This is a genomic window from Rhodoferax sp. XS2R6, assembly GCF_056521365.1.
Window position 1 is genome coordinate 206,859 of the sequence record NZ_JBWMAY010000002.1, and the last position, 24,663, is coordinate 231,521.

The 24,663-nt window shown below is 63.0% G+C and carries 22 protein-coding genes; 9 read left to right on the forward strand and 13 right to left on the reverse strand.

Annotated elements, in window-relative coordinates; all coding sequences use genetic code 11:
• The first annotated feature begins 2 nt into the window (after positions 1–2).
• Positions 3–1,133 (forward strand): JmjC domain-containing protein, encoded by a 1,131-nt coding sequence (locus AC097A_RS07535; RefSeq protein ID WP_479620360.1) that lies wholly within the window; start codon positions 3–5, stop codon positions 1,131–1,133.
• Positions 1,126–1,623, forward strand: coding sequence for a hypothetical protein (locus AC097A_RS07540; protein ID WP_479620361.1), 498 nt, complete (start codon positions 1,126–1,128; stop codon positions 1,621–1,623). Before AC097A_RS07535 ends, AC097A_RS07540 begins: the two co-directional genes overlap by 8 nt.
• Before the next feature lie 131 nt (positions 1,624–1,754).
• On the opposite strand, the gene AC097A_RS07545 is transcribed toward AC097A_RS07540, so the two are convergent.
• Genes AC097A_RS07545 through AC097A_RS07575 form a run of 7 tightly spaced genes read right to left on the reverse strand, consistent with a single transcriptional unit; the run spans position 1,755 to position 6,842 of the window.
• Positions 1,755–2,048, reverse strand: a complete 294-nt coding sequence (locus tag AC097A_RS07545) for a hypothetical protein (protein WP_315848610.1) — start codon at positions 2,046–2,048, stop codon at positions 1,755–1,757.
• A 4-nt stretch (positions 2,049–2,052) separates the two neighbouring features.
• Positions 2,053–3,135 carry an outer membrane protein assembly factor BamC gene (bamC, locus tag AC097A_RS07550; protein WP_479620362.1) on the reverse strand — a complete coding sequence of 361 codons (1,083 nt, stop codon included), beginning with the start codon at positions 3,133–3,135 and terminating at the stop codon, positions 2,053–2,055.
• Positions 3,136–3,159: 24 nt separating this feature from the next.
• The gene (gene dapA / locus AC097A_RS07555; protein ID WP_479620363.1) at positions 3,160–4,056 is read right to left on the reverse strand and encodes a 4-hydroxy-tetrahydrodipicolinate synthase; all 897 of its coding nucleotides are present in this window, start codon (positions 4,054–4,056) and stop codon (positions 3,160–3,162) included.
• A gap of 34 nt (positions 4,057–4,090) precedes the next feature.
• Positions 4,091–4,669, reverse strand: coding sequence for a class I SAM-dependent methyltransferase (locus AC097A_RS07560; RefSeq protein WP_479620364.1), 579 nt, complete (start codon positions 4,667–4,669; stop codon positions 4,091–4,093).
• Complete coding sequence (locus AC097A_RS07565) at positions 4,666–5,478, reverse strand: SDR family oxidoreductase (protein WP_479620939.1); 813 nt, start codon at positions 5,476–5,478, stop codon at positions 4,666–4,668. Before AC097A_RS07565 ends, AC097A_RS07560 begins: the two co-directional genes overlap by 4 nt.
• A 22-nt stretch (positions 5,479–5,500) precedes the next feature.
• Positions 5,501–5,626: a hypothetical protein gene (locus AC097A_RS07570; protein ID WP_315479960.1), complete on the reverse strand. Its 126-nt coding sequence runs from the start codon at positions 5,624–5,626 to the stop codon at positions 5,501–5,503.
• A gap of 1 nt (position 5,627) precedes the next feature.
• Positions 5,628–6,842, reverse strand: a complete 1,215-nt coding sequence (locus tag AC097A_RS07575) for an MFS transporter (RefSeq protein ID WP_479620365.1) — start codon at positions 6,840–6,842, stop codon at positions 5,628–5,630.
• 128 nt (positions 6,843–6,970) lie between these two features.
• On the opposite strand from AC097A_RS07575, the gene AC097A_RS07580 reads away from it, so the two are divergent.
• The 5 genes from AC097A_RS07580 to AC097A_RS07600 are packed head-to-tail and all read left to right on the forward strand — an operon-like array spanning position 6,971 to position 12,910.
• A complete protein-coding gene (locus AC097A_RS07580; protein ID WP_479620366.1) occupies positions 6,971–8,941 on the forward strand; it encodes a DNA topoisomerase IV subunit B in 1,971 nt (656 codons plus the stop codon).
• A 44-nt stretch (positions 8,942–8,985) separates the two neighbouring features.
• Positions 8,986–9,822 carry a lytic transglycosylase domain-containing protein gene (locus tag AC097A_RS07585; RefSeq protein ID WP_479620367.1) on the forward strand — a complete coding sequence of 279 codons (837 nt, stop codon included), beginning with the start codon at positions 8,986–8,988 and terminating at the stop codon, positions 9,820–9,822.
• Positions 9,823–9,827: 5 nt separating this feature from the next.
• Positions 9,828–12,215 carry a DNA topoisomerase IV subunit A gene (gene parC / locus AC097A_RS07590; protein ID WP_479620368.1) on the forward strand — a complete coding sequence of 796 codons (2,388 nt, stop codon included), beginning with the start codon at positions 9,828–9,830 and terminating at the stop codon, positions 12,213–12,215.
• A 40-nt stretch (positions 12,216–12,255) separates the two neighbouring features.
• Positions 12,256–12,564, forward strand: a complete 309-nt coding sequence (locus tag AC097A_RS07595) for a type II toxin-antitoxin system HigB family toxin (protein WP_315848615.1) — start codon at positions 12,256–12,258, stop codon at positions 12,562–12,564.
• On the forward strand, positions 12,554–12,910 hold the full coding sequence (locus AC097A_RS07600; RefSeq protein WP_315848616.1) for a transcriptional regulator: 357 nt from the start codon (positions 12,554–12,556) through the stop codon (positions 12,908–12,910). The genes AC097A_RS07595 and AC097A_RS07600 overlap by 11 nt, the downstream gene beginning before the upstream one ends.
• A 309-nt stretch (positions 12,911–13,219) precedes the next feature.
• On the opposite strand, the gene AC097A_RS07605 is transcribed toward AC097A_RS07600, so the two are convergent.
• The 3 genes from AC097A_RS07605 to AC097A_RS07615 are packed head-to-tail and all read right to left on the reverse strand — an operon-like array spanning position 13,220 to position 19,085.
• The gene (locus AC097A_RS07605) at positions 13,220–14,653 is read right to left on the reverse strand and encodes an efflux transporter outer membrane subunit (protein ID WP_479620369.1); all 1,434 of its coding nucleotides are present in this window, start codon (positions 14,651–14,653) and stop codon (positions 13,220–13,222) included.
• Positions 14,646–17,801, reverse strand: a complete 3,156-nt coding sequence (locus AC097A_RS07610; protein ID WP_479620370.1) for an efflux RND transporter permease subunit — start codon at positions 17,799–17,801, stop codon at positions 14,646–14,648. Before AC097A_RS07610 ends, AC097A_RS07605 begins: the two co-directional genes overlap by 8 nt.
• Positions 17,802–17,822: 21 nt before the next feature.
• Entirely contained in the window at positions 17,823–19,085 is a 1,263-nt protein-coding gene (locus tag AC097A_RS07615) for an efflux RND transporter periplasmic adaptor subunit (RefSeq protein WP_479620371.1), read from the reverse strand.
• 188 nt (positions 19,086–19,273) lie between these two features.
• Here AC097A_RS07615 and AC097A_RS07620 point away from each other — a divergent pair, with 188 nt between their 5' ends.
• Positions 19,274–19,909, forward strand: a complete 636-nt coding sequence (locus tag AC097A_RS07620) for a TetR family transcriptional regulator (protein WP_479620372.1) — start codon at positions 19,274–19,276, stop codon at positions 19,907–19,909.
• A 43-nt stretch (positions 19,910–19,952) separates the two neighbouring features.
• On the opposite strand, the gene AC097A_RS07625 is transcribed toward AC097A_RS07620, so the two are convergent.
• Positions 19,953–20,777 carry a helix-turn-helix domain-containing protein gene (locus AC097A_RS07625; RefSeq protein ID WP_479620373.1) on the reverse strand — a complete coding sequence of 275 codons (825 nt, stop codon included), beginning with the start codon at positions 20,775–20,777 and terminating at the stop codon, positions 19,953–19,955.
• Positions 20,778–20,897: 120 nt separating this feature from the next.
• On the opposite strand from AC097A_RS07625, the gene AC097A_RS07630 reads away from it, so the two are divergent.
• Positions 20,898–21,290, forward strand: coding sequence for a hypothetical protein (locus AC097A_RS07630; protein WP_479620374.1), 393 nt, complete (start codon positions 20,898–20,900; stop codon positions 21,288–21,290).
• A 56-nt stretch (positions 21,291–21,346) separates the two neighbouring features.
• Here AC097A_RS07630 and AC097A_RS07635 read toward each other — a convergent pair whose 3' ends face one another.
• A complete protein-coding gene (locus AC097A_RS07635) occupies positions 21,347–22,051 on the reverse strand; it encodes a hypothetical protein (protein WP_479620375.1) in 705 nt (234 codons plus the stop codon).
• 314 nt (positions 22,052–22,365) lie between these two features.
• Positions 22,366–24,582: a molybdopterin-dependent oxidoreductase gene (locus tag AC097A_RS07640; RefSeq protein ID WP_479620376.1), complete on the reverse strand. Its 2,217-nt coding sequence runs from the start codon at positions 24,580–24,582 to the stop codon at positions 22,366–22,368.
• Between the last annotated feature and the right edge of the window lie 81 nt (positions 24,583–24,663).

A 24,663-nucleotide genomic window follows, 5' to 3' on the forward strand; every position in this document is an offset into this window, starting at 1 on the left:
CCATGAACATCCAAGAACCACTGCAGCTGCTGGGCGGACTCTCGCCAAAAACCTTTATGCAACGCCACTGGCAGAAAAAGCCGCTGGTGATCCGGCAGGCGATTCCGGGTTTTGCGCCGCTGCTGGACCGGGCCGAGTTGCTGGACTTGGCCGCACAGGAGGAAGTGGAGTCACGCTTGGTGGTGCAGGCCTCTGCCAAGGGGGCATCCAGCTGGCGCTTTAAACACGGGCCGTTTGCACGCAAGGCTTTGCCACCCTTCAAGCAGGCTGGCTGGACGCTGTTGGTCCAGGGCGTAGACCTGCATGACGAGCGCCTGCATGCCCTGATGAACCAGTTTCGCTTTGTGCCCGATGCGCGCCTGGACGACGTGATGATCAGCTATGCCACCGACGGCGGTGGCGTGGGGCCGCACTTTGACAGCTACGACGTGTTCCTGCTGCAAGCGCACGGCCGGCGCCGATGGCGCATTGGCCTCCAGAAAGACCTGAGCCTGCAGCCCGATATGCCGCTGAAAATCCTCGCGAACTTCGAGCCCGAAGAGGAGTTCGTTCTGGAGCCGGGCGACATGCTGTACTTGCCCCCCAAGTACGCGCACGATGGCATTGCCGATGGCGAGTGCATGACCTACTCCATTGGGTTCCGTTCCCCGGACCGTGCTGAGTTGGCGCAAGAGATCTTGCAGCGCCTGGCCGAGCAGGCGGTGGATGAGTTGGGCCCTGGCCTGTACCGCGACCCCAAGCAGGATGCCGTGGACCTCAGCGCCGCCATGCCCTCCGCATTGGTGGACTTTGCCCATGCTGCTTTGCAGGAGGCCTTGAAAGACCCCAAAGCGATTGCCCGTGCGGTGGGGGAGTACCTGAGCGAGCCCAAAGCCAATGTCTGGTTTGATGGCGGCGAGCCCGAGGTGCGGGGTGCTGTGCGCCTGGACCGCAAGACCCGCATGCTCTACGACGCGGACCATGTGTTTATCAATGGTGAAAGTTTCAACGCGGGTGGCAAAGATGCGCAACTGATGCAGACCCTTGCCAATGCGCGCAGTCTGAGTGCCGCGGAGGTTAAGCGCCTGAGCGCGGGCGCGCGTGCACTGATGGAAGATTGGTGCGCCGTAGGCTGGTTGCATCCCGATGACTGAGTTGCGCCCGCCCTTGCCAGAGGGCAAATTTGAAGGTCTCACTGCGTTTGCGCAGTTGGTGCGTGATGCATTGGCCTGTGCGGCACAGGAGGGGTGGTCGCAGATGGTGTGGAGCGACGCCAATTTTCTCGATTGGCCTCTGCGTGAGAAAGCGGTGGTCGAGTCGCTGCAGGCCTGGTCCCGCAGTGGGCGTCGCTTGGTGTTGCTGGCCCACCGTTTTGACGAGGTGCAGCGGCACCACGCACGCTTCGTGCAATGGCGCAATACCTGGGACCACTTGGTGGAGTGCCGTGTGTGCAAGCAGGTGGATGCCTCGGAATTTCCCAGTGCATTGTGGAGTCCGCACTGGGTGATGCGACGCCTGGATCTGGAGCGCAGCACGGGTGTTACAGGGTATGAGCCACAGCGCCGCGTGTTATTAAAAGAGGAACTGGAAGAGTGCCAACGCCAGAGTTCGCCGGGGTTTCCGAGCACAATTTTGGGCCTCTAAACACTTTCAGAGGGTTTACCCGTACGCACTGTTTTGGGTCTTGTATAATTTTGAGCTCTGGGGAAAGAGATCGAATGCTTTTGCCAGTGCTGGGTGGCTTGCCACCTAGGCAATTTCCGGAAATTGTTTCGTTAACTCACTTTTGAACTTAAAAATGAACAAATCTCTCGTTTTGGCAGCTTTGATCGCTGCTGCTGCCCTGGCTGCTTGCGGTAAAAAAGAAGAAGCTCCTGCTGCTGCTCCCGCTGTTGAAGCTCCTGCTGCTGCTCCCGCACCAGCCGCTGCTCCTGCTGCTGAAGCTCCTGCTGCTGCCCCCGCAGCTGCTGCTTCCGAGCCAGCCAAGCAGTAATCTGCTTGCAGACGAAAAAAACCACCGCGAGGTGGTTTTTTTTCGTCTGTACCGCGTGTGCGGTACCGGAAATCAACCGTTTACTTGATGTCGTCCGCCAGCACCTTGACGATGCGTTGCGCAATCGCCGAGGTTTCGGGTTGGCCATTGGTGTCCAGTACCAGTACGTTGGACAGCTCGCCCGTGCTGCGCACTGCAATCTGGTATTTGGTGGGTTCATTGTCCTTGCCCGAACCACTGAACATTTTGCTGAAGAAACCTGGTTCAGAGTTTTCGGAAGTGGTGCTCACGTAGCGCACAAAGTAAATGCCTTGTTTGCGGTCACGGTCTTCCACGGTGAAGCCGGTGCGGTCCAGTGCCAGGCCCACGCGGCGCCATGCGCGGTCAAAACCCTCTTCCAGCTTCACAGCGGGCTGGCCATTCACGGTGGTTACGGCTGCCGTGGGTTTGGGCGCGCTGTTGGCCACCAGGGCTTTGGATTGCTCTTGCGAAACCCCCAGTTTGACCATCAGACGGCGCAGGAATTCGGCTTCCAGCTCAGGGTCGGCAGGGCGGGGTTGCCACATGGTCTGTTTATCGCTCGTGTTTGTGTAGACCTCAATCACCCCGCGGTGGCTGATGAAAATTTCGGTGTTGCCATTGGCATCGCGCTCCAGACGGGTGCGGAACTTGTCGCGCTCGGCGGTGGAGTACAGCGAGTCCAGCAACTTGCCCAAGGCTGCGCGGATCGCATCTTGTGGAATCTTGGCGCGGTTCTCGGCCCAATCGGTTTCCATGATGCCCAGATTGCTCTGGTCCATCGCCAGCAAAAAACCGTTCTCTTGCCAGAAGTCTTTCACGGGCTCCCATAGTTTGTCGGCGGGGCGATTGACCACCAACCAGCGCTGGTTGCCGGCGCGTTCAATGCGCACATCACCCACGCTCAGTGCTGCCACCGCGACCTTGTTGTTGGTGGCTTGGTTGGCTTGGTAGCCAGATGCTGAAATCGCACCATCCACCACGGTGTAGCGCGTGTCTTTGGAGAGCTGCGTCAGGTCGGGCGGGATGTCCAGCGTAGGGGCTTTGCCGGTGGACCGGTAGTCCACCTTGTCCGTTTCCAGGGTGCCACATGCACCCAGGGCCAGGGTGATGCCAATCAAGAAAGCTTTGGAGGTGAAATTCACAGAGGGTTCCAGTAGCGTAAAAGCTCAGATCAGTCCGCAGGTCTTCAGCGCGCGTTCGAGCACGGGCTGGCTGGCTGCAGTCAATGGTGTCAGCGGCAGGCGCAGAGCCTGTTTGCTGTGGCCCATGCGGGCCACGGCCCACTTCACGGGGATGGGGTTGGATTCGACAAACAAGGCCTTGTGCAGGGGCAGCAGTTGCAGCTGAATCTCCATGGCGCGGGCCACATTACCCGCCATCGCGGCCACGCACAGCTCATGCATCAGGCGGGGCGCCACGTTGGCCGTCACGCTCACATTGCCGTGGCCGCCGCACAACATCAGGGCCACGGCGGTGGGGTCATCGCCCGAGTAGATGGAGAAGCCCTTGGGCGCTTCCTTGATCAGCCACTGCGCGCGTTCGATGTTGCCGGTGGCTTCCTTGATGCCGATGATGCCAGGCACTTCAGCCAGGCGCAGCACCGTGTCGTGTGCCATATCGGCCACGGAGCGGCCAGGCACGTTGTACAGCACGATGGGCAGATCGCCAGCGGCTTCGGCAATCGCCTTGAAGTGCTGGAACTGGCCTTCTTGCGTGGGCTTGTTGTAATAGGGCACAACCTGCAACTGGCAATCGGCACCCACGCCTTTGGCAAACTTGGCCAGGGCAATGGCTTCGCGGGTGGAGTTGCCACCGCAGCCGGCCATGATGGGAACACGTCCTGCAGCCTGTTCGACCGACACGCGGATGATTTCGCAATGCTCATCCACGCTCACCGTAGGGGACTCGCCGGTGGTACCGACCACACCGATGCAGTCAGTGCCTTCGGCAATGTGCCAGTCAATCAGTTTGCGCAGCGCGGGATAGTCCACGGAGCCGTCGTCGAGCATCGGAGTGATGAGGGCTACGATGCTGCCCCTGATTGGACCTTTGGAAGCGTTCATGTTGTATGGTGGGTTCGGTAAACAAGCATTTTAACTAGAGTGTGTGTCGGGTCGGCACAGCCCCAGAGTCGGGGTGGGTAAAGCTACGCAAAGCGGCAATGCGCTGGACGAAGCGGGCTGGGTTCTCCAGGTACCCCTGTTCAAACGCCACTACATGCCAGCCGGTGCACACCGTCAGCAGTTCGCCAGGTTGCAGCAAAAAGTCAGGCCGGCTGGGCCGCCCCACGGTTTCGTTGCCGGCAGCAAAGGTCTCGTACAGGAGCAATCCACCTGGGGTCACGCTGTCCAGCAGCGTGGGGAACAAGGGGCGCCACAGGTAATTGGTCACCACCACGGCACCAAACTGCCGGGGTTTTGCGTTCTGCATCAGGGGCCAGGGCCCGTTTTCGATGTCGGCCGTGAACAGCGAGGCTGCAGGCACCTGCTGTGTGGCCAGCGTCGTGTCCCGGTCAATGCCTGTCGCCGCGTGGCCGCGATTGGCAAACCATGCCAAGTGCCGGCCCGCGCCGCAGGCTACGTCCAATACGCTGGCGTCCGGGGGCAGCAAGTGGCTCCAGCGCTGTACCCAGGCAGAGGCTGCACCACTGCCGTGGGTGGTGGGGCTGGTGCTCATTGCGGTTTGACGTGGTCTTTGAGGGCCGCCAGTGCCATCTTTTCCACCACGCCGGGCAGCAGCAGTTTGAGGAAGCGGCCCAGTTTGCCCTTGGTGGTCATCACCACCTCGCGCTCGCGGCGGGCCATGCCGTCCAGAATCAGCCGTGCACATGCTTCCACGGTCATCGCGTTGTCTTCTTTCAAGCCGCTGGAACCGGCCGCATGGCCCGCCGCATTCAGCCCGCGACTGCGAATATTGGTGAGCACCACGCCGGGGTAGGCAGTGGTCACGCTCACGCCAGCGCCGCGCAATTCTGTTCGCAGTGCTTCAAAGAAACCGGCCATCGCGAATTTGGACGCGCTGTAGGCGGTGCGCCCCGGCACACCCACCAAACCGGCCAGCGAGGACACGGCCACGATATGGCCGCGGCTGGCCTTGAGGTGGGGCAGGGCGGCGTGGGTGCACCAGACGCTGCCCCACAGGTTGATACGCATGAGCTGTTCGTACCAGCCCAGGTCTTCGGCTTTCACGTCGCTGAACAGGGCTTGCGCCGAGATGCCTGCGTTGTTGATCAGTGCATCCACCCGGCCAAAACGCTGCACCGTCTGCTCCACCAGAGCGCGACACTGGGCTTCCACCGACACATCGGTGGGCACCACCAGCACCTGAGCACCCAGCGCCGTGCACTGCTGGGCCACGACGTGCAGCAAGTCTGCGTTGCGCGCCGCCAGTACCAAAGCTGTTTTGCCCCCGTGTTGGCGAGCCAGCTGGCGTGCCATTTCGGCGCCAATTCCGTCGGACGCGCCGGTGATGATGGTGGTGTTCAGGTTATCGGTCATGCGGTGTCCATCAAAAACAGGCCCAAACCTGGTTGGCCAGTTGCACCAAAAAATCGGGTTGGGTGTAGAGGTAAAACACGCCCAGCAGCGCCGCGGCTACGGCGCCCCAGAGGACCAAGCGGTGGCGGGTGGTCACGTCAGTGCGCCAGCGCCGTGCGCTGAATAGGCGCTTCACGCACCGGCAGGTTCACCAGTGCAGCCAGTACGCCCAGTGCAATGGCGATGTACCAGACGATGTCGTAGCTGCCGGTCTTGTCATACAGATAACCCCCCAGCCAGACGCCCATGAAAGAACCAATCTGGTGGCTGAAGAACACAAAACCGCCCAGCATGGACAGGTGGGCCACACCGAAAATCTGCGCCACCGTGGCATTGGTAGGCGGAATGGTGGACAGCCACAACAGGCCCATGACAGACGAAAACACGTAGACGCTGGCGGGTGACAAAGGCACCACCAGGAACACGCTGATGGCGACTGCACGCGCCAGGTAAATGAAGGCGAGGATGTTTTTCTTGGCCATTTTTTGACCCAAAACGCCCGCCGCATAGGTGCCAAATACGTTAAACAGGCCAATCAGTGCCAGCGCGTAACTGGCCACCTGGGGTGACAGGCCCTTGTCTTTGAGGTAGCTAGGCATGTGCACGCCGATGAACACTACCTGGAAGCCACAGACAAAGTAGCCCGCCATCAGCAGCTGAAAGCTCGGGTACTTGAAGGCTTCACGCAGCGCTTGCCCAATCGACTGCTCGCGCTTGGGTGCTGTGGCACCGCCAAAACCGGGTTCGCGCAGGCCCCAGGCCAACGGAATCATCAGCAGCGCGGCCGCGCCCAACACCACCAGCGCCTGCTGCCAGCCCAGGCTGCTGATCAGAAAGCCCTCGGTGGGCACCATCAAAAACTGCCCAAACGACCCCGCCGCGGCGGCCACGCCCATGGCCCAGGAGCGCTTCTCCAGCGACACATTGCGCCCGATCACGCCGTAAATGACTGCATAGGTGGTGCCTGCCTGCGCCATGCCGATCAGCACGCCGCTGGACAGCGAAAACAGCAAAGGCGTGTTGGCGTAGGCCATGCCGACCAGGCCCAGCGCGTACAACACCGCGCCGCCCACCACCACACGGAAGGCGCCAAAACGGTCTGCCACCATGCCGGCAAAAATGCCGGATAGGCCCCAGACCAGGTTCTGGATGGCGATGGCGAAGGCAAAGGTCTCGCGCGTCCAGCCCTGGGCTTGGGTAATCGGCTGCAGCCACAGGCCAAACCCGTGGCGGATGCCCATGGACAGGGTGACGATGGTGGCGCCGCAGGCCAGGATCTGGACGATGGAAAGCGGTTTGTGGGGCGAAGTCATCGCTGAAATGTAGCCCGTTTGCCTAGCCCCCGCTGCAGCGGCTGTGACAAACTCGGCGGCTCCCGGTCTTTAGGTTTCTGTATGTTCATACAGTTGTTTCCCCGGAGCCACACTACAATTCGCCCACTATGGCAGTGAAACCACCCCCCGAATATTCCGAATCGTCGATCCGCGTGCTCAAAGGCCTGGAGCCCGTTAAACAGCGCCCGGGCATGTACACCCGCACGGACAACCCCCTGCACATCATCCAGGAAGTGCTGGACAACGCCGCCGACGAGGCACTGGCCGGGCATGGCAAGAAGATCAAGGTCACCCTGCACGCCGATGGCTCGGTGGGCATCGAAGACGATGGCCGCGGCATCCCGTTTGGCATGCACCCTGAAGAAAACGCCCCGGTGATCGAGCTGGTGTTCACCCGCCTGCACGCGGGTGGCAAGTTCGACAAGGGCAAGGGCGGCGCCTACAGCTTCTCGGGCGGCCTGCATGGCGTGGGTGTGTCGGTGACCAATGCCCTGGGTAAGCGCCTGGAAGCGACCAGTTACCGCGAGGGCTCGGTGGCCCGCTTGGTATTTGAGGGCGGTGACGTGACCGAGGCGCTGGAGATCCGCAAGGCGGGCGAGGGCGACCGCAAGCAGGGCACTACCGTGCGTGTCTGGCCCGATCCCAAATATTTCGAGTCCGCCATGTTGCCCATGGGCGAGCTGTCCCACCTGCTGCGCAGCAAGGCCGTGCTCATGCCGGGTGTGAGCGTGACGCTGGTGAACGAGAAGACCAAGGACAGCCAGAACTGGCTCTACAAGGGTGGCCTCAAAGACTATTTGATGCAAACCCTGAATGGCGACCCTGTCATTCCGCTGTTCGACGGCGAAGGGTTTGCCGACAGCCAGAGCGACAACTTTGCCGAAGGCGAGGGCGCCTCCTGGTGTGTGGCCTTTACCGAAGAAGGTCAGCCGGTGCGCGAGAGTTATGTGAATTTGATTCCCACCAGCGCCGGCGGCACGCATGAGAGCGGATTGCGCGACGGCCTGTTCACTGCGGTGAAAAGTTTTATCGAATTGCACAGCCTGCTGCCCAAGGGCGTGAAGCTGATGCCCGAAGACGTGTTTGCCCGGGCTAGCTATGTGTTGAGCGCCAAAGTGCTGGACCCACAGTTCCAGGGCCAGATCAAGGAGCGCCTGAATTCGCGCGATGCCGTGCGCTTGGTGAGTAGCTTTGTGCGCCCGACGCTGGAGCTGTGGCTTAACCAGCATGTGGACTACGGCAAAAAGCTGGCCGAACTGGCCATCAAGGCTGCGCAGACGCGCCAGAAGGCCGGCCAAAAGGTCGAGAAGCGCAAGAGCAGTGGCGTGGCTGTGTTGCCCGGCAAACTGACCGACTGCGAAAGCCGCGACATTGCCTACAACGAGGTGTTCCTGGTCGAGGGCGACTCCGCTGGTGGCAGCGCCAAGATGGGCCGCGACAAGGAAAACCAGGCCATCCTGCCGCTGCGCGGCAAGGTGCTCAACACCTGGGAAGTGGACCGCGACCGCCTGTTTGCCAACAACGAAATTCACGACATTTCGGTCGCCATTGGTGTGGACCCGCACGGCCCCAACGACACCCCCGACATGAGTGGCCTGCGCTACGGCAAGGTCTGCATCCTGAGTGATGCGGACGTGGACGGCTCGCACATCCAGGTGCTGCTGCTCACGCTGTTCTTCCGCCATTTCCCCAAGCTGATCGAAACCGGCCACGTGTTTGTGGCGCGCCCCCCGCTGTTCCGTGTGGACGCGCCAGCCCGTGGCAAAAAACCCGCCAGCAAGGCCTATGCGCTGGACGAAGGGGAGTTGACCGCCATCTTGGACAAACTGCGCAAGGAAGGCGTGCGCGAGGGCGCTTGGTCCATCAGCCGCTTCAAGGGGCTGGGCGAGATGAATGCCGAGCAGCTGTGGGACACCACGCTGAACCCCGACACGCGCCGCCTGCTGCCGGTAGCGCTGGGCGCCATCGACTTCGGCGCGACCGAGGCGTTGATCACCAAACTTATGGGCAAGGGCGAAGCCGCGGCGCGCCGTGAGCTGATGGAGCTGCATGGCGACTCGGTGGAGATCGACGTCTGATTGCTATGAAAAGAATAGCTGCTTGCGCACTTTTGATTGGGGCTATGGCCTCATTTCATGCCCAAGCGGACGTTTGGGTGTGGGTGGACGAGCAGGGCCACAGCCACTTTGCAGCCGAGCAGGTGGACGCGCGCTACAGCCTGTTTTACCGGGCACCGGTACTGCCTTCCGCTCCGGGCGCTGGCGCGATGGCTGCGCCCGCGGCCCCCGAAATCAACCCCAAGCTGGCCCAGTTTTTCGAGTCCTCCCCGCGCTACGGCAAGATCCGGCCGCTGCTCAAAGAAGCGGCGGCGCGTTACCGCGTGGATTACGAGCTGCTGCAGGCCCTGGTGGCCGCCGAATCAGGGTTTGATACCACCGCCGTGTCGCCCAAAGGCGCCATCGGCCTCATGCAGGTGATGCCCGATACCGCACGCCGTTTTGGCGTGGACAGCGACCGCTGGCTGTCCGTCGAGGCCAAGCTGGCTGACCCCAAAACCAATATCAACCTGGGCACGCGTTACCTGCGCCTGCTCATCGATATGTTCCCCGGCAAGCTGGACTTGGCGCTGGCCTCGTACAACGCGGGTGAGGGGGCCGTGCAGCGGGCGGGCAACAAGGTGCCCAACTACAAAGAAACGCAAAACTACGTGGCCACTGTGGGCGAGCTATATGCCGCGCTTAAGCCCGTGCCCGTGGCCAAGGTGAGCAAGACGCTGGACGGTCGCGTGAAAGCCACCTATGGCGAGGGCTACGTGCTGGCCGGCGCCCGTGATCCCTATATTTTGAAAGCGCCGGGCGCTGCACAGGGCGTGGCCCTGGGCGGTGCCGCAGGCCGCGGCAACATGGTGGCGCCCTTGCAGCGTCTGCCGTTGCCGGACACTCCGATTGCTGTTGATTAAGAAACATGACTGACCAAACCACGCTCGACCTGATCCCCGAACCCGCCGCCCCCGGCGATGACAGCGAACTGAACCTGGCCACCTACGCCCAGCGCGCCTACCTCGAATACGCCTTGTCCGTCGTCAAGGGCCGTGCGCTGCCTGATGTCTGCGACGGATTGAAGCCCGTGCAGCGCCGCATTCTGTACAGCATGTCGCGCATGGGCCTGGGCTTTGGCGGGGCCAATGGCAACGCCGGTGCCAAGCCAGTGAAGAGCGCGCGCGTAGTGGGCGATGTGTTGGGCCGCTTTCACCCGCACGGCGACCAATCCGCGTACGACGCGCTGGTGCGCATGGCGCAAGACTTTTCGCAGCGCTACCCGCTGGTCGATGGCCAGGGCAACTTTGGATCGCGTGACGGCGACGGTGCCGCGGCTATGCGCTACACCGAGGCTCGCCTGGCCAAGATCACCACGCTGCTGCTCGAAGAAATCGACCAGGGCACGGTGGAGTTTCAGCCCAACTACGACGGCTCCACCGAAGAGCCCTGCCAGCTGCCCGCGCGCCTGCCGTTTAGCTTGCTGAACGGCGCCAGCGGCATTGCCGTGGGCCTGGCCACCGAAATCCCCAGCCACAACCTGCGCGAGATTGCCGACGCCTGCGTGGCCCTGATCAAGACGCCCGCGCTGGCGGATGCCGAGCTGTACGCCCTGGTGCCCGGCCCCGATTTTCCCGGCGGCGGCCAGATCATCAGCCCGGCGCAAGACATTGCAGATGCCTACCGCACCGGCCGTGGTTCGCTCAAGGTGCGTGCGCGCTGGAAGATCGAAGACCTGGCGCGCGGCCAATGGCAGCTGGTGGTGACGGAGTTGCCGCCCGGTGTCAGCAGCCAGCGTGTGCTGGAAGAAATCGAAGAGCTGACCAACCCCAAGGTCAAGGCCGGCAAGAAGGCGCTGTCGCAAGAACAAACGCAACTCAAAGCCAGTATCTTGAGTGTGCTGGACGTGGTGCGCGACGAATCGAACAAGGACGCCATGGTGCGCCTGGTGTTCGAGCCCAAGACCAGCCGCATCGAGCAGCAGGAATTGATCACTGCGCTGTTGGCCCACACCAGCCTGGAAACTTCCTCGCCCATCAATCTGACCATGGTGGGGCTGGATGGCCGGCCCACACAGAAGTCGCTGCGCCAGATGCTCAACGAGTGGATCGCGTTCCGACAAACCACCATCGAAAAGCGCAGCCGCCACCGCCTGAACAAGGTGTTGGACCGCATCCATATCTTGGAGGGCCGGCAGACCGTTCTGCTGAACATCGACGAAGTCATCGCCATCATCCGCCAGTCGGATGAGCCCAAGGCTGCGTTGATTGAGCGCTTCCGTCTGTCGGACCGCCAGGCCGAAGACATTCTCGAAATCCGTCTGCGCCAACTCGCGCGGCTGGAAGCCATCAAGATCGAGCAGGAGCTGGCCGAACTGCGCGGCGAGCAAGGCAAGCTGGAAGAAATTCTGGGCAGCCCCGCCGCGCTGCGCCGCCTGATGGTTAAAGAGATCGAAGCTGACGCCAAGGTGTTTGCCGACCCGCGCCGCACGCTGATCCAGACCGAGAAAAAGGCTGTGGCCGAAGTCAAGGTGGTGGACGAACCGGTGACCGTGGTGATCAGTGAAAAAGGCTGGGTGCGAGCACGCACCGGCCATGGCCACGAAGCCTCCACCTTTGCCTTCAAGGCGGGCGACGGCCTGTACGGCACGTTTGAATGCCGCAGTGTTGACACGCTCTTGGTGTTCGGCTCCAACGGGCGTATCTACTCGGTGGCTGTCTCACTACTGCCTGGTGGCCGCGGCGATGGCCAGCCCGTCACCACGCTCATCGAACTGGAAAGCGGCACGCAGATCCTGCATTACTTTGCCGGCCCTGCTGCGGCTACGTTGCTGCTGTCCAGCTCGGGTGGCTATGGTTTTATCGCCAGCGTGGAGAACATGATTTCGCGCCAGAAGGCCGGCAAGGCCTTTGTGGGCGTGGGCGAGGGCGAAACCCTGTGCGCCCCATCGCTGGTTGCGGGTGCACAAGGCAAGGTCACCGTGGCAGGCACGCCTGCCGCGGTGGTGGCACCCGCGACCCACGTGGCCTGCGCGTCCACGCTGGGCCGCATCCTCACGTTCGAGATCACCGAACTCAAGACCATGGAGAAGGGCGGCCGGGGCCTCATGCTGATCGACCTGGAAGCCAAAGACACCCTGGCTGGCGCTGCGGCCTACACGCGCAGCATCCGTATCTCCGGCATCGGCCGCGGTGGCAAGGATCGCGATGAGACCCTGGAAATCCGCAGCCTGAACAATGCCCGCGCCGCACGCGGCCGCAAGGGCAAGGCGGCAGACCTGGGCTTCAAGCCATCCGGCATAACGCGGGTGGAGTAATACCCATAGCGATAAATCTCCCAATTTGGGAGTAAAATTCATGCGCGTGATTGCGAAGAGCAGTTTGGTCAAATTTTGGAATCTGCCGGGACGGGCGGATTCCAAAGGTGCATTGCAGAGCTGGCACGACGAAGCGCTCAAGGCCAACTGGGTAAGCCCGCAAAGCATCAAGGACCAGTACAGCCATGCAAGCATTTGCGGGAACAACCGTGTGGTGTTCAACATTGCTGGCAACAAGTACCGCCTTGTTGTGGAGATGCAATACCGAGCGGGCATTGCTTGGGTCAAGTTTGTTGGCACCCATGCCCAGTACGACCAGATCAACGTGGAGACCGTCAATGACTATTAAGCCGATTCGCAATGACGATGACTTGCGTGCTGCGTTCAAGCAGCTGGAACTGGTGTTTCAGGCACCCGAAGGTTCCGAGCAATTCGATGAAATGGAAATTTGGGTCGCACTGATCGAAGCGTACGAACGCAAACATTACCCCATTGGTCCAGCCGACCCCATAGAGGCCATCAAATTTCGGATGGAACAACAAAACCTGACGCCCAAAGACCTGGAGCCTTTCCTGGGCTCCAGTGGCCGTGTGTCTGAGGTGCTAAACCGCAAACGCGGCTTGAGCCTGCAAATGATCAGGAAGTTGCACGATGGATTGCAGATTCCGTTTGAGAGTCTGTTGTCGGCTGCGTAGCAGCATCCCCCGCGAGTCAGAAATGCTCCTAAATTAGGAGCTGTTTGCGCAATATCCACGTGGGCTGGAGTCTATTTTTGTTAGACATGGCGCGTGGCGCCACCATTTGTATGACGGCTCTCAGCCATCATACAAATGGTTCCGTCCAGAGCGCATATGAGCTCTGGACGCTAACAAGCTGAAAGATTTACCAAATGGAAAGGCCGCTACATGCGGCCTTTCGTCTTTCTGCCCAGTACAAACAAAAACAGCTCCTAAATTAGGAGCTGTTTACGCAATATCCATGGGCTCTAGAGCCCGATTTGGCTATTATTTCTGCTCTGCAGCAGCCTCCGTCCAACCACCGCCCAGCACCTTGTACAAGGTGACCAGGTTTTGCAGTTGTAGCGCCTGCACTTGCACCACCGCTTGCTGCGCGGTGAAGAGCGAGCGTTGGGCGTCGAGCACGTCGAACGAACTGGCCACGCCGTTTTTGAAGCGCAGGTCGGTCAGGCCCATGCGGGTCTTCTCGGCTTCCAGTTGTGCGGTCTGCGCCTGCAGCTGGTCGCCCAGCGTGGCGCGGCCGGCCAGGGCGTCGGCGACTTCGCGGAAGCCCGTTTGAATGGCCTTCTCGTACTGGGCCACGGCAATTTCCTTGTTCACCTTGGCAGCTTCCAGGTTGGCCTGGTTGCGGCCCGCATCGAACAGTGGCATGAGCAGCTGGGGCACAAAGCTCCAGACGCTGGTGCCATTGCTGAACAGGGTTTCCAGGTCGTTGCTGGCCACACCCGCGCTGGCGGTGAGCGTGATGCGCGGGAAGAAGGCCGCGCGCGCAGCGCCGATGTTGGCGTTCAGGGCCAGCAGGTTTTGCTCGGCCTGGCGCACGTCGGGGCGGCGCACCAGCAGTTCTGATGGCACATCGGCGGGCAGATCGGCCAACAGGCCTTGCTCGGCCATGGACAAACCGGCGGGCAGGTCGGCGGGCAGGGGCTGGCCGACCAGCAGCACCAGGGCGTTTTCGTCTTGGGCACGCTGGCGGGTCAGTTGGGCCAGCGACACCTTGGCAGCTTCCAGCAACGACTGGGCGCTGCTGAGGTCCAGCTTGGAGGCCGCGTCGTTGTCAAACTTGAGCTGCATGAGGCGCAGCGATTCCTGGCGCGTCTTCAGTGTCTCGCGGGTGGCGCGTAGCAGTTCGTCGTCGGCCAGCAGGTTCAGGTAGGTGTTGGCCACCGACGCGATCAGGCTGATCTGCACCGTCTTGCGGGCTTCTTCGGTACCCAGCAGCTGGGCCTGGGCGGCCTGGCTGAGCGCCCGCACGCGGCCAAAGAAGTCCAGCTCATACGCGGTGACACTGAGGCCCGCGGTGTAGCTGCTGGTGACGGCGCCGTTGGCTGCCGGGCCACGGCTGCCGTTGATGCCGGCGTTCACCGTGGGCAACTGGTCGGCGCGGGCCACCTGCAGCTTGGCGCGGGTTTGCTCGATGTTGAGTACGGCTACGCGCAGGTCGCGGTTGTTTTGCAGGGCCAGCTCAATCAGTCGCTTGAGGCGCGCATCCTTGAAGAAGGTTTGCCATTCAATGTCGGCCGCGGTGCGGGCGGTCGCGTTGGCCGCAGGGGCTGGTGCCGCTGCGGTGGCAAAACTCTCGGCCACCGGTGCCGCCGGGCGGCTGAAGGTGGGGATGAAGCTGCAACCGGCCAGCCACAGCGCGGCTGACAGGGTGGCCAGGCGCGCCACCGGGCGGCTGGGGGAGAAATGCTTACTCATGGGTATCCACTCCGATTTGGTGTCCGTGTTCTGCGTCAAATTGGCGCTGGCGTTCGCTGCCCTTGAAGATGCTGCGCACCACCACAAAGAAGATGGGCACAAAAAACACCGCGAGGACCGTGCCCACCGCCATGCCACCGATCACACCGGTGCCGATGGCGCGCTGGCTGGCCGAGCCGGCGCCGCTGGCAATGGCCAGGGGCAACACGCCCAGCATGAAGGCCAAGGAGGTCATCACGATGGGGCGGAAGCGCATGTGTGCCGCGGCCAGGGCCGACTCGATCACGCTCTTGCCCTGGGCCTGCAGGTCCTTGGCAAACTCAATGATCAGAATCGCGTTTTTGGCAGACAGACCAATGATGGTGATCAGGCCGACCTGGAAGTACACGTCGTTGGCATACCCGCGGAACAGGGTGGCCAGCACCACGCCCAACACGCCCAGTGGCACCACCAAAATCACCGACAGCGGGATGGACCAGCTCTCGTACAGCGCGGCCAGGCACAAAAAGACCGCCAGGATGGCAAAGGCGTACAAGATGGTGGCTTGTGAGCCGGCCTGCTTTTCCTGGCGCGACTGGCCGGTCCACTCAAAACCAAAGCCTGGTGGCAACTGGGCGGCGAGTTTTTCCATCTCGTCCATGGCTTCGCCGGTGCTGAAGCCAGCGGCTGCCGCACCACCAATACGCATGGCGGGGTAGCCGTTGTAACGCACGGTTTGCATGGCGCCCTTGATCCAGCGGGTGCTGGCAAACGCGGACAGCGGCACGGCTTTGCCCTGGCTGTTCATGGCGTTGAACTTCAACAAATCGTCGGGCTGCATACGCGCCGTGGCATCGGCTTGCACCACCACACGTTGCAGGCGGCCCGCGTTGGGGAAGTCGTTGATGTAGCTTGAACCCAGCGCCGTGGAGATGGTGCTGTTGATCGAATCAAAACTCACGCCCAGGGCGCTGGCCTTGTCGCGGTCAATATCGATTTGCAGCTGGGGCGCGTCTTCCAGACCGTCGGGGCGCACTTGCGTGAGCACCTTGCTCTTGGAGGCCATGCCCAGCAGCTGGTTGCGTGCGTTGACCAGGGCATCGTGTCCGTTGCCTGCACGGTCTTGCAAGCGGAAGGTGAAGCCCGAGGCCGAGCCCAGTTCGGGGATGGGGGGCGGGCTCAGCGGGAAGATGAACGCATCGCGAATGCCCATGAGTGCGCCAAACGCACGGCCAGCCAGTGCTTCTGCCGAGTGCGCGGGGCCTGGGCGGTCGGCCCAGTCTTTCAGCGTCACAAACGCCAGCGCCGCGTTTTGGCCCTGGCCCGAGAAGCTGAAGCCCAACACGGCCACCATGCTCTGCACTTCGGGTTGCTTCAAGATGAAACCTTCGACCTGCTGCATGACCGACAGCGTGCGCGCCTGGGTGGCACCCGGGGGCAGTTGCACGTTCACGATGATGTTGCCCTGGTCTTCACCCGGCAAAAAGGAGGTGGGCAGGCGCAGGTAGACCACGGCCACGGCGCCAATGATGGCGGCGTAGATCACCAGGTAACGCCCCGCCTTTTTGAGCAGGCGCGTGACCACACTCTCATACCCCTTGGCGGTGCTGTTGAAGCGGCGGTTGAACCAGCCAAAGAAACCGGTTTTGGCATGTGCGTGGCCAGCCTCCACAGGCTTGAGCAGCGTGGCACACAGCGCAGGGGTGAGCGACAGGGCCAGGAAGGCCGAGAACGCGATGGAGCTCACCATCACCGCCGAGAACTGGCGGTAAATATTGCCCACCGAGCCCGAGAAGAAGGCCAGCGGCACAAACACCGCAATCAGCACCACGGTCACGCCCACAATGGCGCCGGAGATCTGGCCCATGGCCTTGCGGGTGGCTTGTAGCGGCGGCAGGCCTTCCTCGCTCATGATGCGTTCGACGTTCTCCACCACCACAATGGCGTCGTCCACCACGATACCAATCACCAGCACCATGCCGAACATGGTCAACACGTTGATGGACATGCCCAGCGCCAGCAGCGTGGCAAAGGTGCCCAGCAGCGCCACCGGCACCACGATGGTCGGGATGATGGTGTAGCGCCAGTTCTGCAAGAACAGGAACATCACCAGGAACACCAGCACCACGGCTTCGACCAGGGTCTCGGCCACTTGCGAGATGGAGATTTGCACAAAACGCGAGCTGTCGTACGGAATGCTCCACTTCACCCCGGCGGGAAAGTAGGCCTGCAGTTGCTCCATGCGCTCGCGCACGGCTTTGGCTGCAGCCATGGCGTTGCCGCTGGGCGACAGCTGCACGCCGATACCCACGGCGGGTTTGCCGTTCAGGCGGGCCGAGGTGCCATAACTCTGGGCACCCAGCTCGATGCGGGCCACGTCTTTCAGGCGCACGGCGGAGCCATCGGCGTTGGAGCGCAGGGCGATGTTGCCAAACTGCGCCACATTGCCCAGTTGGCCGTTCACCACCACGGTGGCGGCAATGCTTTGGCCTGTGATGTTGGGCAGGTCACCAATGGCGCCGGACGACACCTGGGCGTTTTGCGCCTTGATGGCGGCGTTTACCTCGGCGGTGGACAGGTTGAAGGCGGCCAGCTTGGCCGGGTCTACCCAGATACGCATGGCACGTTCGGTGCCAAACAGCTGGGCCTGGCCAATGCCGGGCAGGCGCTGCAGCTCGGGCACGATGTTGCGCGAGGCGTAGTCACCCAGCGCAATCGTGTCCAGCTCCGGGTTGTCCGAAGACAACATGGTGAACAGCAAAAAGTTAGAGCGTGACTTGTCCACGCGCACACCCTGCTGCGTCACCGCAGCGGGCAGGCGCGGGGTGGCGCGCGACAGGCGGTTTTGCACGTCCACCTGCGCCAGGTCGGCGTTGGTGCCGGTCTCAAAGGTCAGCGTGATGCTGCCGGAGCCGTCGGCTTGCGCCACCGACTCCATGTAGATCAGGCCGGGGGAGCCGTTCATTTCGCGTTCGATGACGGACAACACGCTGTCTTCCAGCGTCTGGGCCGACGCGCCGGGGTAGGCGGTGTTCACAACGATGGAGGGCGGCGCCACCGGTGGGTACTGCGAGATGGGTAACTGCGTAATCGCCACGCCGCCCATCACCAGGATGAACAGCGAGATCACCCATGCAAAGATGGGGCGGTTGATAAAAAACTGGGCCATGGAAAAGTGCCTCGTGTGTGCTTATTTGCCCGCGGCCGATGCGGCAGCGGCAGGGGCGGATGCAGCGGCACCGGGTGCGCCGGCGGCGGCAGGCGCAGCGCCTGCCCAGGGCACCGGCTTCACGGGTGCGCCGGGCACCATCATTTTCTGGAAACCGTCCACGATGACCTGGTCGCCTTCTTTCAGGCCGTCCAAAATCACCCACTGGTTGTTCTGCGCGTTGCCCACCTTCACGGGGCGGGGGCCGGGTTTGCCATCGGCACCCACCACCAGCACGGTGTCGCCCTGGTTGGTGCGGGTCACGGCTTGCTGGGGCAGCAAGATGCCGGAAGGCAGCTCGGCCTGCGACAGGCGCACACGCACGTACTGGCCGGGCAGCAGCAGGCCGTCGGTGTTGGGCACCTCGGCGCGCAGCGTGATCTGGCCGCTGGTGGCGTCCACCGTCAGGTCGCTGAACAGCAGCTTGCCGGGTTTGGCCAGCTCGGTGCCGTCTTCCAGCACCACACGCACGGGCACCGATCCATCACCCGCCGCACGCAATTGTTTGGAGGCAATGGCTTTGCGCAGGCGCAGCACGTCGGTGCTGCTCTGGGTGAAGTTCACGTACACCGAGGCGGTTTGCTGGATGGTGGCCAGCGCGGTGGTATCGGCAGCGCCGACCAGGGCACCTTCGGTCACGGAGGACTGGCCGATGCGGCCGGAAATCGGGGCGGTGATGGTGGCGTAGGCCAGGTTGATGCGTGCAGTTTCCACTGCCGCTTTGGCCACGCCCACATCAGCTTCTGCCTGGCGCTGGGTGGTTTGCAGGGTCGTGAATTCTTGTTTGCTGATGGCGTTGGCGTCTGCCAAAGGCTTGTTGCGCTCCACCTGTGCGGTGGCTTGGGCCAGGGTGGCCTGGGCCTTCACGACGGTGGCTTGGGCGCTTTCAAAGGTGGCGCGGTAGGGGCCGGAATCCAGTTGGTACAGCACTTGGCCGGCTTTGACCTCGCTGCCTTCGCGGAACAGGCGTTGCAGCACCACACCGTTCACACGGGCGCGCACTTGCGCCACGCGCTGGGCGCTCACGCGGCCGGGCAGCTCGGACTGCAGGGCCACGGACTGCGAGGCCACGGTGACTACGCCCACTTCTGCCGGGGGCATGCCACCGCCAGCACCACCGGCGCCGGGGGCGCCGTCTTTGGCACCGCAAGCGACCAGGGCAACGGCCAATGGAATGGCCAGCATGGCCACGCGGCCGGTAGAGGTAAAGGGCGCACGGCCCTGGGTCTGACGGAACAGCGACATACAGATTTCCCTTGTAACAAAGGTAGTTGGGGAGGCAATCGGGGGAGGGGCTTGCCGGCGGTTTGATCTAGGGCAAACCCTCAATAAAAACAGAACCATACCGCGGCAATGGGGTTTAGTATACATACATGCACGAATGTATGTTTGAAAAAAACTACAATACCCCCACATTTCTATGAGGTCAAACCATGGCCCGCAAAACCAAAGAAGACGCCCTAGCCACCCGCGAATTGATACTGGACGCTGCTGAACGTGTGTTTCACCAGCGCGGGGTGTCACGCACGTCTTTGCAAGAGATTGCCAAGGACGCGGGGCTGACCCGCGGCGCCATTTACTGGCACTTCGAGAACAAGGGTGAGCTGTTCCACGCCATGATGGAGCGGGTGACCCTGCCCATGATGGCGCGCATGACCGAAATGGGGCCCGCCGACGAGGAGCAGCCGCTGGACAAGATCCGCCGCAACACGGCCTCGGCCCTGCAGCAGATTGCCAACGACCCCCAGGTGCGCCGCGTGTTTGAGATTGCGACGCAGAAGGTGGAGTACGTGGACGAGCTGCAAAGCATGCGCGAGCGCCACATCGCCGGGCGCAACGACTGTATTGACGACATGCACCGCCTGATGGAGCTGGCGCGCGACAAGGGGCATGTGCGTACCGACATGGACCTGCGCCACGCCACGCTGGGCCTGTTTGCGCTGATTGGCGGGCTCAAGTTCAACTGGCTGCTGTCGCCCGGTGCCTTTGACCTGGAGGCCGTGGGCCTGGCCACGCTGGACGCCTACTTGCACGGCCTGGCTCCAAAACCGACGCCAGCCCCGCGCTGAGTTGCTCCTGTTTTAGGAGCTGCTTGCGCAGAATCCATAAGGGCTAGGGCCCTATTTCCTTATAAAACTGCTGCAGCACGGCTGCCGTCGCCGCATCCGCCGGCAAAAAGGTTTCCAGTGCCAACTCCTGCAGCGTGATGTCCATGGGCGAGCCAAAAATCGTCACCGTGCTGATGAAGTTGAGCTGGCCGTGTGCCGTGTCCAGCTGAAACGGCATCACCACACCGCGCGTTTCGCCCTGCAGGTGGGCCCGGTCCGGGCCATGGCTGGCGCCATAACCTTGCAGCTCTTCGAACAGCGCCTGCAGCGTGGCGTCGCCGGTGCTGTGGATCTGCTGGCGCAGGCGTTCAAACAGGTGGTGTTTCCACTGTCCCAGGTTGGCAATGCGTGGCGCCAGGCCCTCGGGGTGCAGGCTCAGGCGCAGCACATTCACCGGGGGCTGCAGAAGTGCAGGCGCAATGTTGTTGAGGAACACCGGCACCAGCCGGTTGGCGCTCACCATGTTCCAGTGCCGGTCCATCGCCAGCGCGGGGTAGGGCTCGTGGCAGCGCAGGATCAGCTCCACCGCGGCGCGTGCCTCGGCCATGTCGGGGTGGTCCAGCGGGCGCTCGCGGTACATGGCGGCGTAACCCGCGCTGGTGAGCAACTGGTTGCGCTCGCGCAGCGGTACCTCCAGCCGCTCGGCCAGGCGCATCACCATCTCGCGGCTGGGCACCGAGCGGTCGGTTTCCAGAAAACTCATGTGCCGCGTGGAGATATCGGCCTGGTGCGACAGCTCTTGTTGGCTCAAGCGGCGGTGCTGGCGCCAGTGCCGCAGGCGCTGGCCAAAGCTGGTGGGGGCAGAGGAGGGGCCGGTGTGGGTGTGCATGGCGGCATGGTAGCGCCGGCCCGCGCCCTTGTGGCGCGGCGTGCATGACCTCTGAGGTAATGGCTTTGCCGCACCGCGCGCCGCACCATCGGGGCTTCTTTTAACCACCAGGAGTTTTGTATGTCCGCTGTTGCTGCTTTCACTTCCCCCGCAGGTATCCGCCGCGTGTTGTGGCTGGACGCCATCACCGGTGCCGGTTCGGCCGCACTGTCGCTCGCTGCGCCGGGCCTGGTGTCACAGACGCTGGGGGCACCGGTGGCGCTGGTGCAGGGCTCGGCTTGGGCGGTGCTGGCGTTTGTCGGATTTATTGCCTGGCTGCTGGCCCAGCGCCCGCTGCCGCTGGCCGGGGTGCGCCTGCTGGGCTTGGGCAATGCCGCCTGGGTGCTGGCCAGCGTGTGGCTGGCACTGGCCGGCGGCGTGGGGCTCAATGCGCTGGGGGTGGCCTATGTTTTGGCCCAGGCGGGTCTGGTGGCGGTGCTGGCGGCGCTGCAGTTGCAAGCCTCGCGCAGCTAGGTCGCTATTAATTCAGGAGCTGTTCGCGCAGTATTCACGGGTGCTAGAGGCACTTTTTACTTGAAAAAGTCCTTGATCGCGTTGCCGGCTTTGTCCAGCGCGCCGCCCACGGATTTCGCCAGTGCGCCCATGTTCACCGAGCTGAGCAGGCGTTTCTCCACCGCGTTGGTGATCTCCAGGCCCAGCTCGCCGGGCGTGAGGCCACCCTTGGCCTTGCCCAGGTCGCGCAGGGCAATGTCGGGCAGGGCCACGGTCACCGTTTGCCCGTTGAGAAAGCTGGCGCTCACCTGGGCCTTGGCGCCGCGGATGACAAACTCCTGCACGATCAGCTTCTTGCCCGGCCCACCGCTGGTGGACGGGCCCAGGTACTGCGCAATGTTTTTCTGGATGGCGTCAAAGTTGGTCATGGCGTCGCCCTTTTCGTAAATCACCTCGGGCGCAATCACGGCGACTTTTTTGACCAGCACCACCTCTTTGGTGAGCGAGGCCACATCCACCTCCAGCTCAATGGTGTCGGCCTTCACTGCGTAGGGTGTTTTGAACCCCGAGGGGTTACCCACCACCAGCCCTTTGAGCATGCCATGCCCGTCGGCCGCCTTGAGCTTGACCGCCGCCACCTGAACGGTGGCACCGGTCATGCTGCTGCCGTACTTGCGGATGGCCGACTGCACCAAACCATCCAGATTGCCCACCAACCAAAAGGCACCACCGGCGACCAGCAGCACAAACAGGGCGGCGAGGGCGAGCATGGACTTTTTCATGGGTTCAGCTCCGTTTGCGGGCCATTTCCATCCAGCAGGCACCGCAGCGCCATCGGCCCGGGGACAACTCAATGCCACCCTCTGTGGGGCGTTCGTCCTGGCATTTGCCGGAGCAAAACCGGTAATGCACGGATACTTTTGGCGCGGGTAGCTGGTTCACGTTGGCTTCACTGGCTAAATCAGGCGGAAAAATCGGTGGCATCCAGAACGACCTTATTGTGGTTGGCGCGAGCCCTCATCCTATCTCCAGTGCGTGACGGCCCCAGTTGCTGAGGCAAACCCCGCCTGATTTTGGGCGTCCGGCAAGCCCGGCCTCAGGCCGCCTCCATCGAAATCGCCACGCCGCCCAACACCGCGTTCCCCGACAACGGGTCGCGCAGCTGGTCGTCCAGCAGGGCGTTGATGTTGGCGCCGGGGCGCTCGGCGGCTACCGACAGCTGGGCGCCGGGCAGGTTGTGGCCCCAGCCGTGCGGCAGGCTCACCACGCCGGGCATCATCTGGTCGCTGATGTGGACCTGGGCCTGCACACTGCGCGGGCCGTTGCGCAGCGTGGCCATGGCGCCGTCGGTCACACCATGGCGGGCTGCGTCATCAGGGTGGACCAGTGCCGTGCAGCGGAAGGGGCCCTTGGCCAGCGTGGGCAGGTTGTGCATCCAGCTGTTGTTGGTGCGCACGTCGCGCCGGCCAATGATGACCAAATCGGGCGCTGGCCTTTGCAGATCCTGCGCAGCGCGCTGCAAATCTTGTAGCAACAAGGGCGGTGCCAGTTCCACCTTGCCGCTGGGGGTGCGCAGCATTTCGGGGATGCGGGGTTGCAGCTCGCCCAGGTCGATGCCACCTGCGGCATTGGCGTCCATCACTTTTTGCAGTGCCAGGCCGTTGGGCTTGGTGCCAAACCCATCGCCATAGGGACCTGTGCGCAGCGCTACGTCCAGCGTGCGCTGCGGGCCGCGCAAGCCCTGGGTGGCTGCCACGATGGCCGCCGCGTGCGGGCCAAACATGCGTTGGGCATCTTCCTCAAACTGGGCGTCGTCCAGCGTGTTGGCATCCGCCTGTGCACCCTGGCCCTGCGCGATGGCAGCAATCTTCAGCAGCGTTTGCCATTCGTCCGGCTGGCCATCGGGGCGCGGCAGCACGGGCGGGCTGTAGCGCGCATGGTTGCGCCATGACAGCTGGGGGAAGGCCACGTCGTAGTGCAGGTCTTCCAGCGGCGAAAGGCCCGGCAGGATCACGTCGGCATGGCGCGTGGTTTCGTTGAGGTAAATGTCCAGGCTCACCATAAAGTCCAGTTGCTCCAGCGCGGCCGAGAGGCGCGGGCCGTTGGGGCTGGAGAGCACGGGGTTGGTGGCCACGGTGATGAGGGCGCGGATTTGCCCCTCGCCCGGCGTTTCAATTTCTTCGGCCAGGCAGGTGATGGGCAGCTCGCCATAGACCTCGGGCGCGCCGCTCACGCGGGCGTGGTGGCGGCCCGTGCTCACGCCTTTCCCCACGCCGGGTTTGCCCACTGTGTTGCTGGCAAAGGCAGCCGACTTGGCAAACAGCATGCCGCCCTCCATGTCCAGGTGGCCGGTCAGCGTGTTGAGCACGTCCACCAGCCAGCTGGCCAGCGTGCCGTACTCCTGGGTGCAGGTGCCAATGCGCGCGTACACCGCGGCACGTGGCGTGTGGGCCAACTGGCGTGCCAGTGCGCGGATGGTGTCGGCGTCCATGCCGCAGCGTGGGGCCACGGCCTCGGGGGTGAAGGGGGCAATGGCGGTCTTCACCTCGTCCGTGCCGTTGACCCACTCCGCCACGCGGCCCAACGTCACCAGTCCTTCGGCAAACAGGGTGTGCACCATGGCGGCCAGCAAAAACACATCGGCACCCGGGCGGATGAAGTGGTGCGCGTCGGCCATGGCCGCGGTCTCGGTACGGCGCGGGTCAATCACGATGAGCTGGCCGCCACGCGCCTGCAGCGCTTTGGCCTTGCCCTTGAAGTCGGGCACGGTCCACATGCTGCCATTGCTGGCCAGCGGGTTGGCGCCAATGACGAGCATCAGGTCGGTGCGGCTGATATCGGGCAGGGCGGTGGACAGCCAGTGGCCAAACATCAACCCGCTGGCCAGTTGTTTGGGCATCTGGTCCAGCGTGGAGGCCGAAAACACATTCTTGGTACCCAGCGCGCGCGCCAGCTTGCCAAAGTAGGTGAGCAGGCCAATCTTGTGTGCCGAGGGGTTGCCAACGGCCACGCTGGTGGCGTTGCGCCCGTGCGCGGCGATGAGGGGTGGCAGGCGTTTCTCGATCTCGGTAAAGGCCTCCTCCCAGGTCGCTTCCACAAACACGCCATTGCGCTTGATGCGCGGCGTGCGCAGGCGGTCCGGGTCTTCGTGCAGGTCTTTCAGCGCCACGGCCTTGGGGCAGATGTAGCCGCGGCTCAGCACATCGGCCTCGTGCCCGCGGATGCTGACGACCTGCTGGTCGTGCACCTTGATCTCCAGGCCGCAGCAGGCCTCGCACAGGGGGCAAATACGGTGGTGGGTGGTCTCGCTCATGGGGGGCCTCTGGGGTTGGTCGCGTTGCTGCGGCATTTACGCATGGCACTGGCCCGCTGTCGATAACGCAGGCGACAAGCC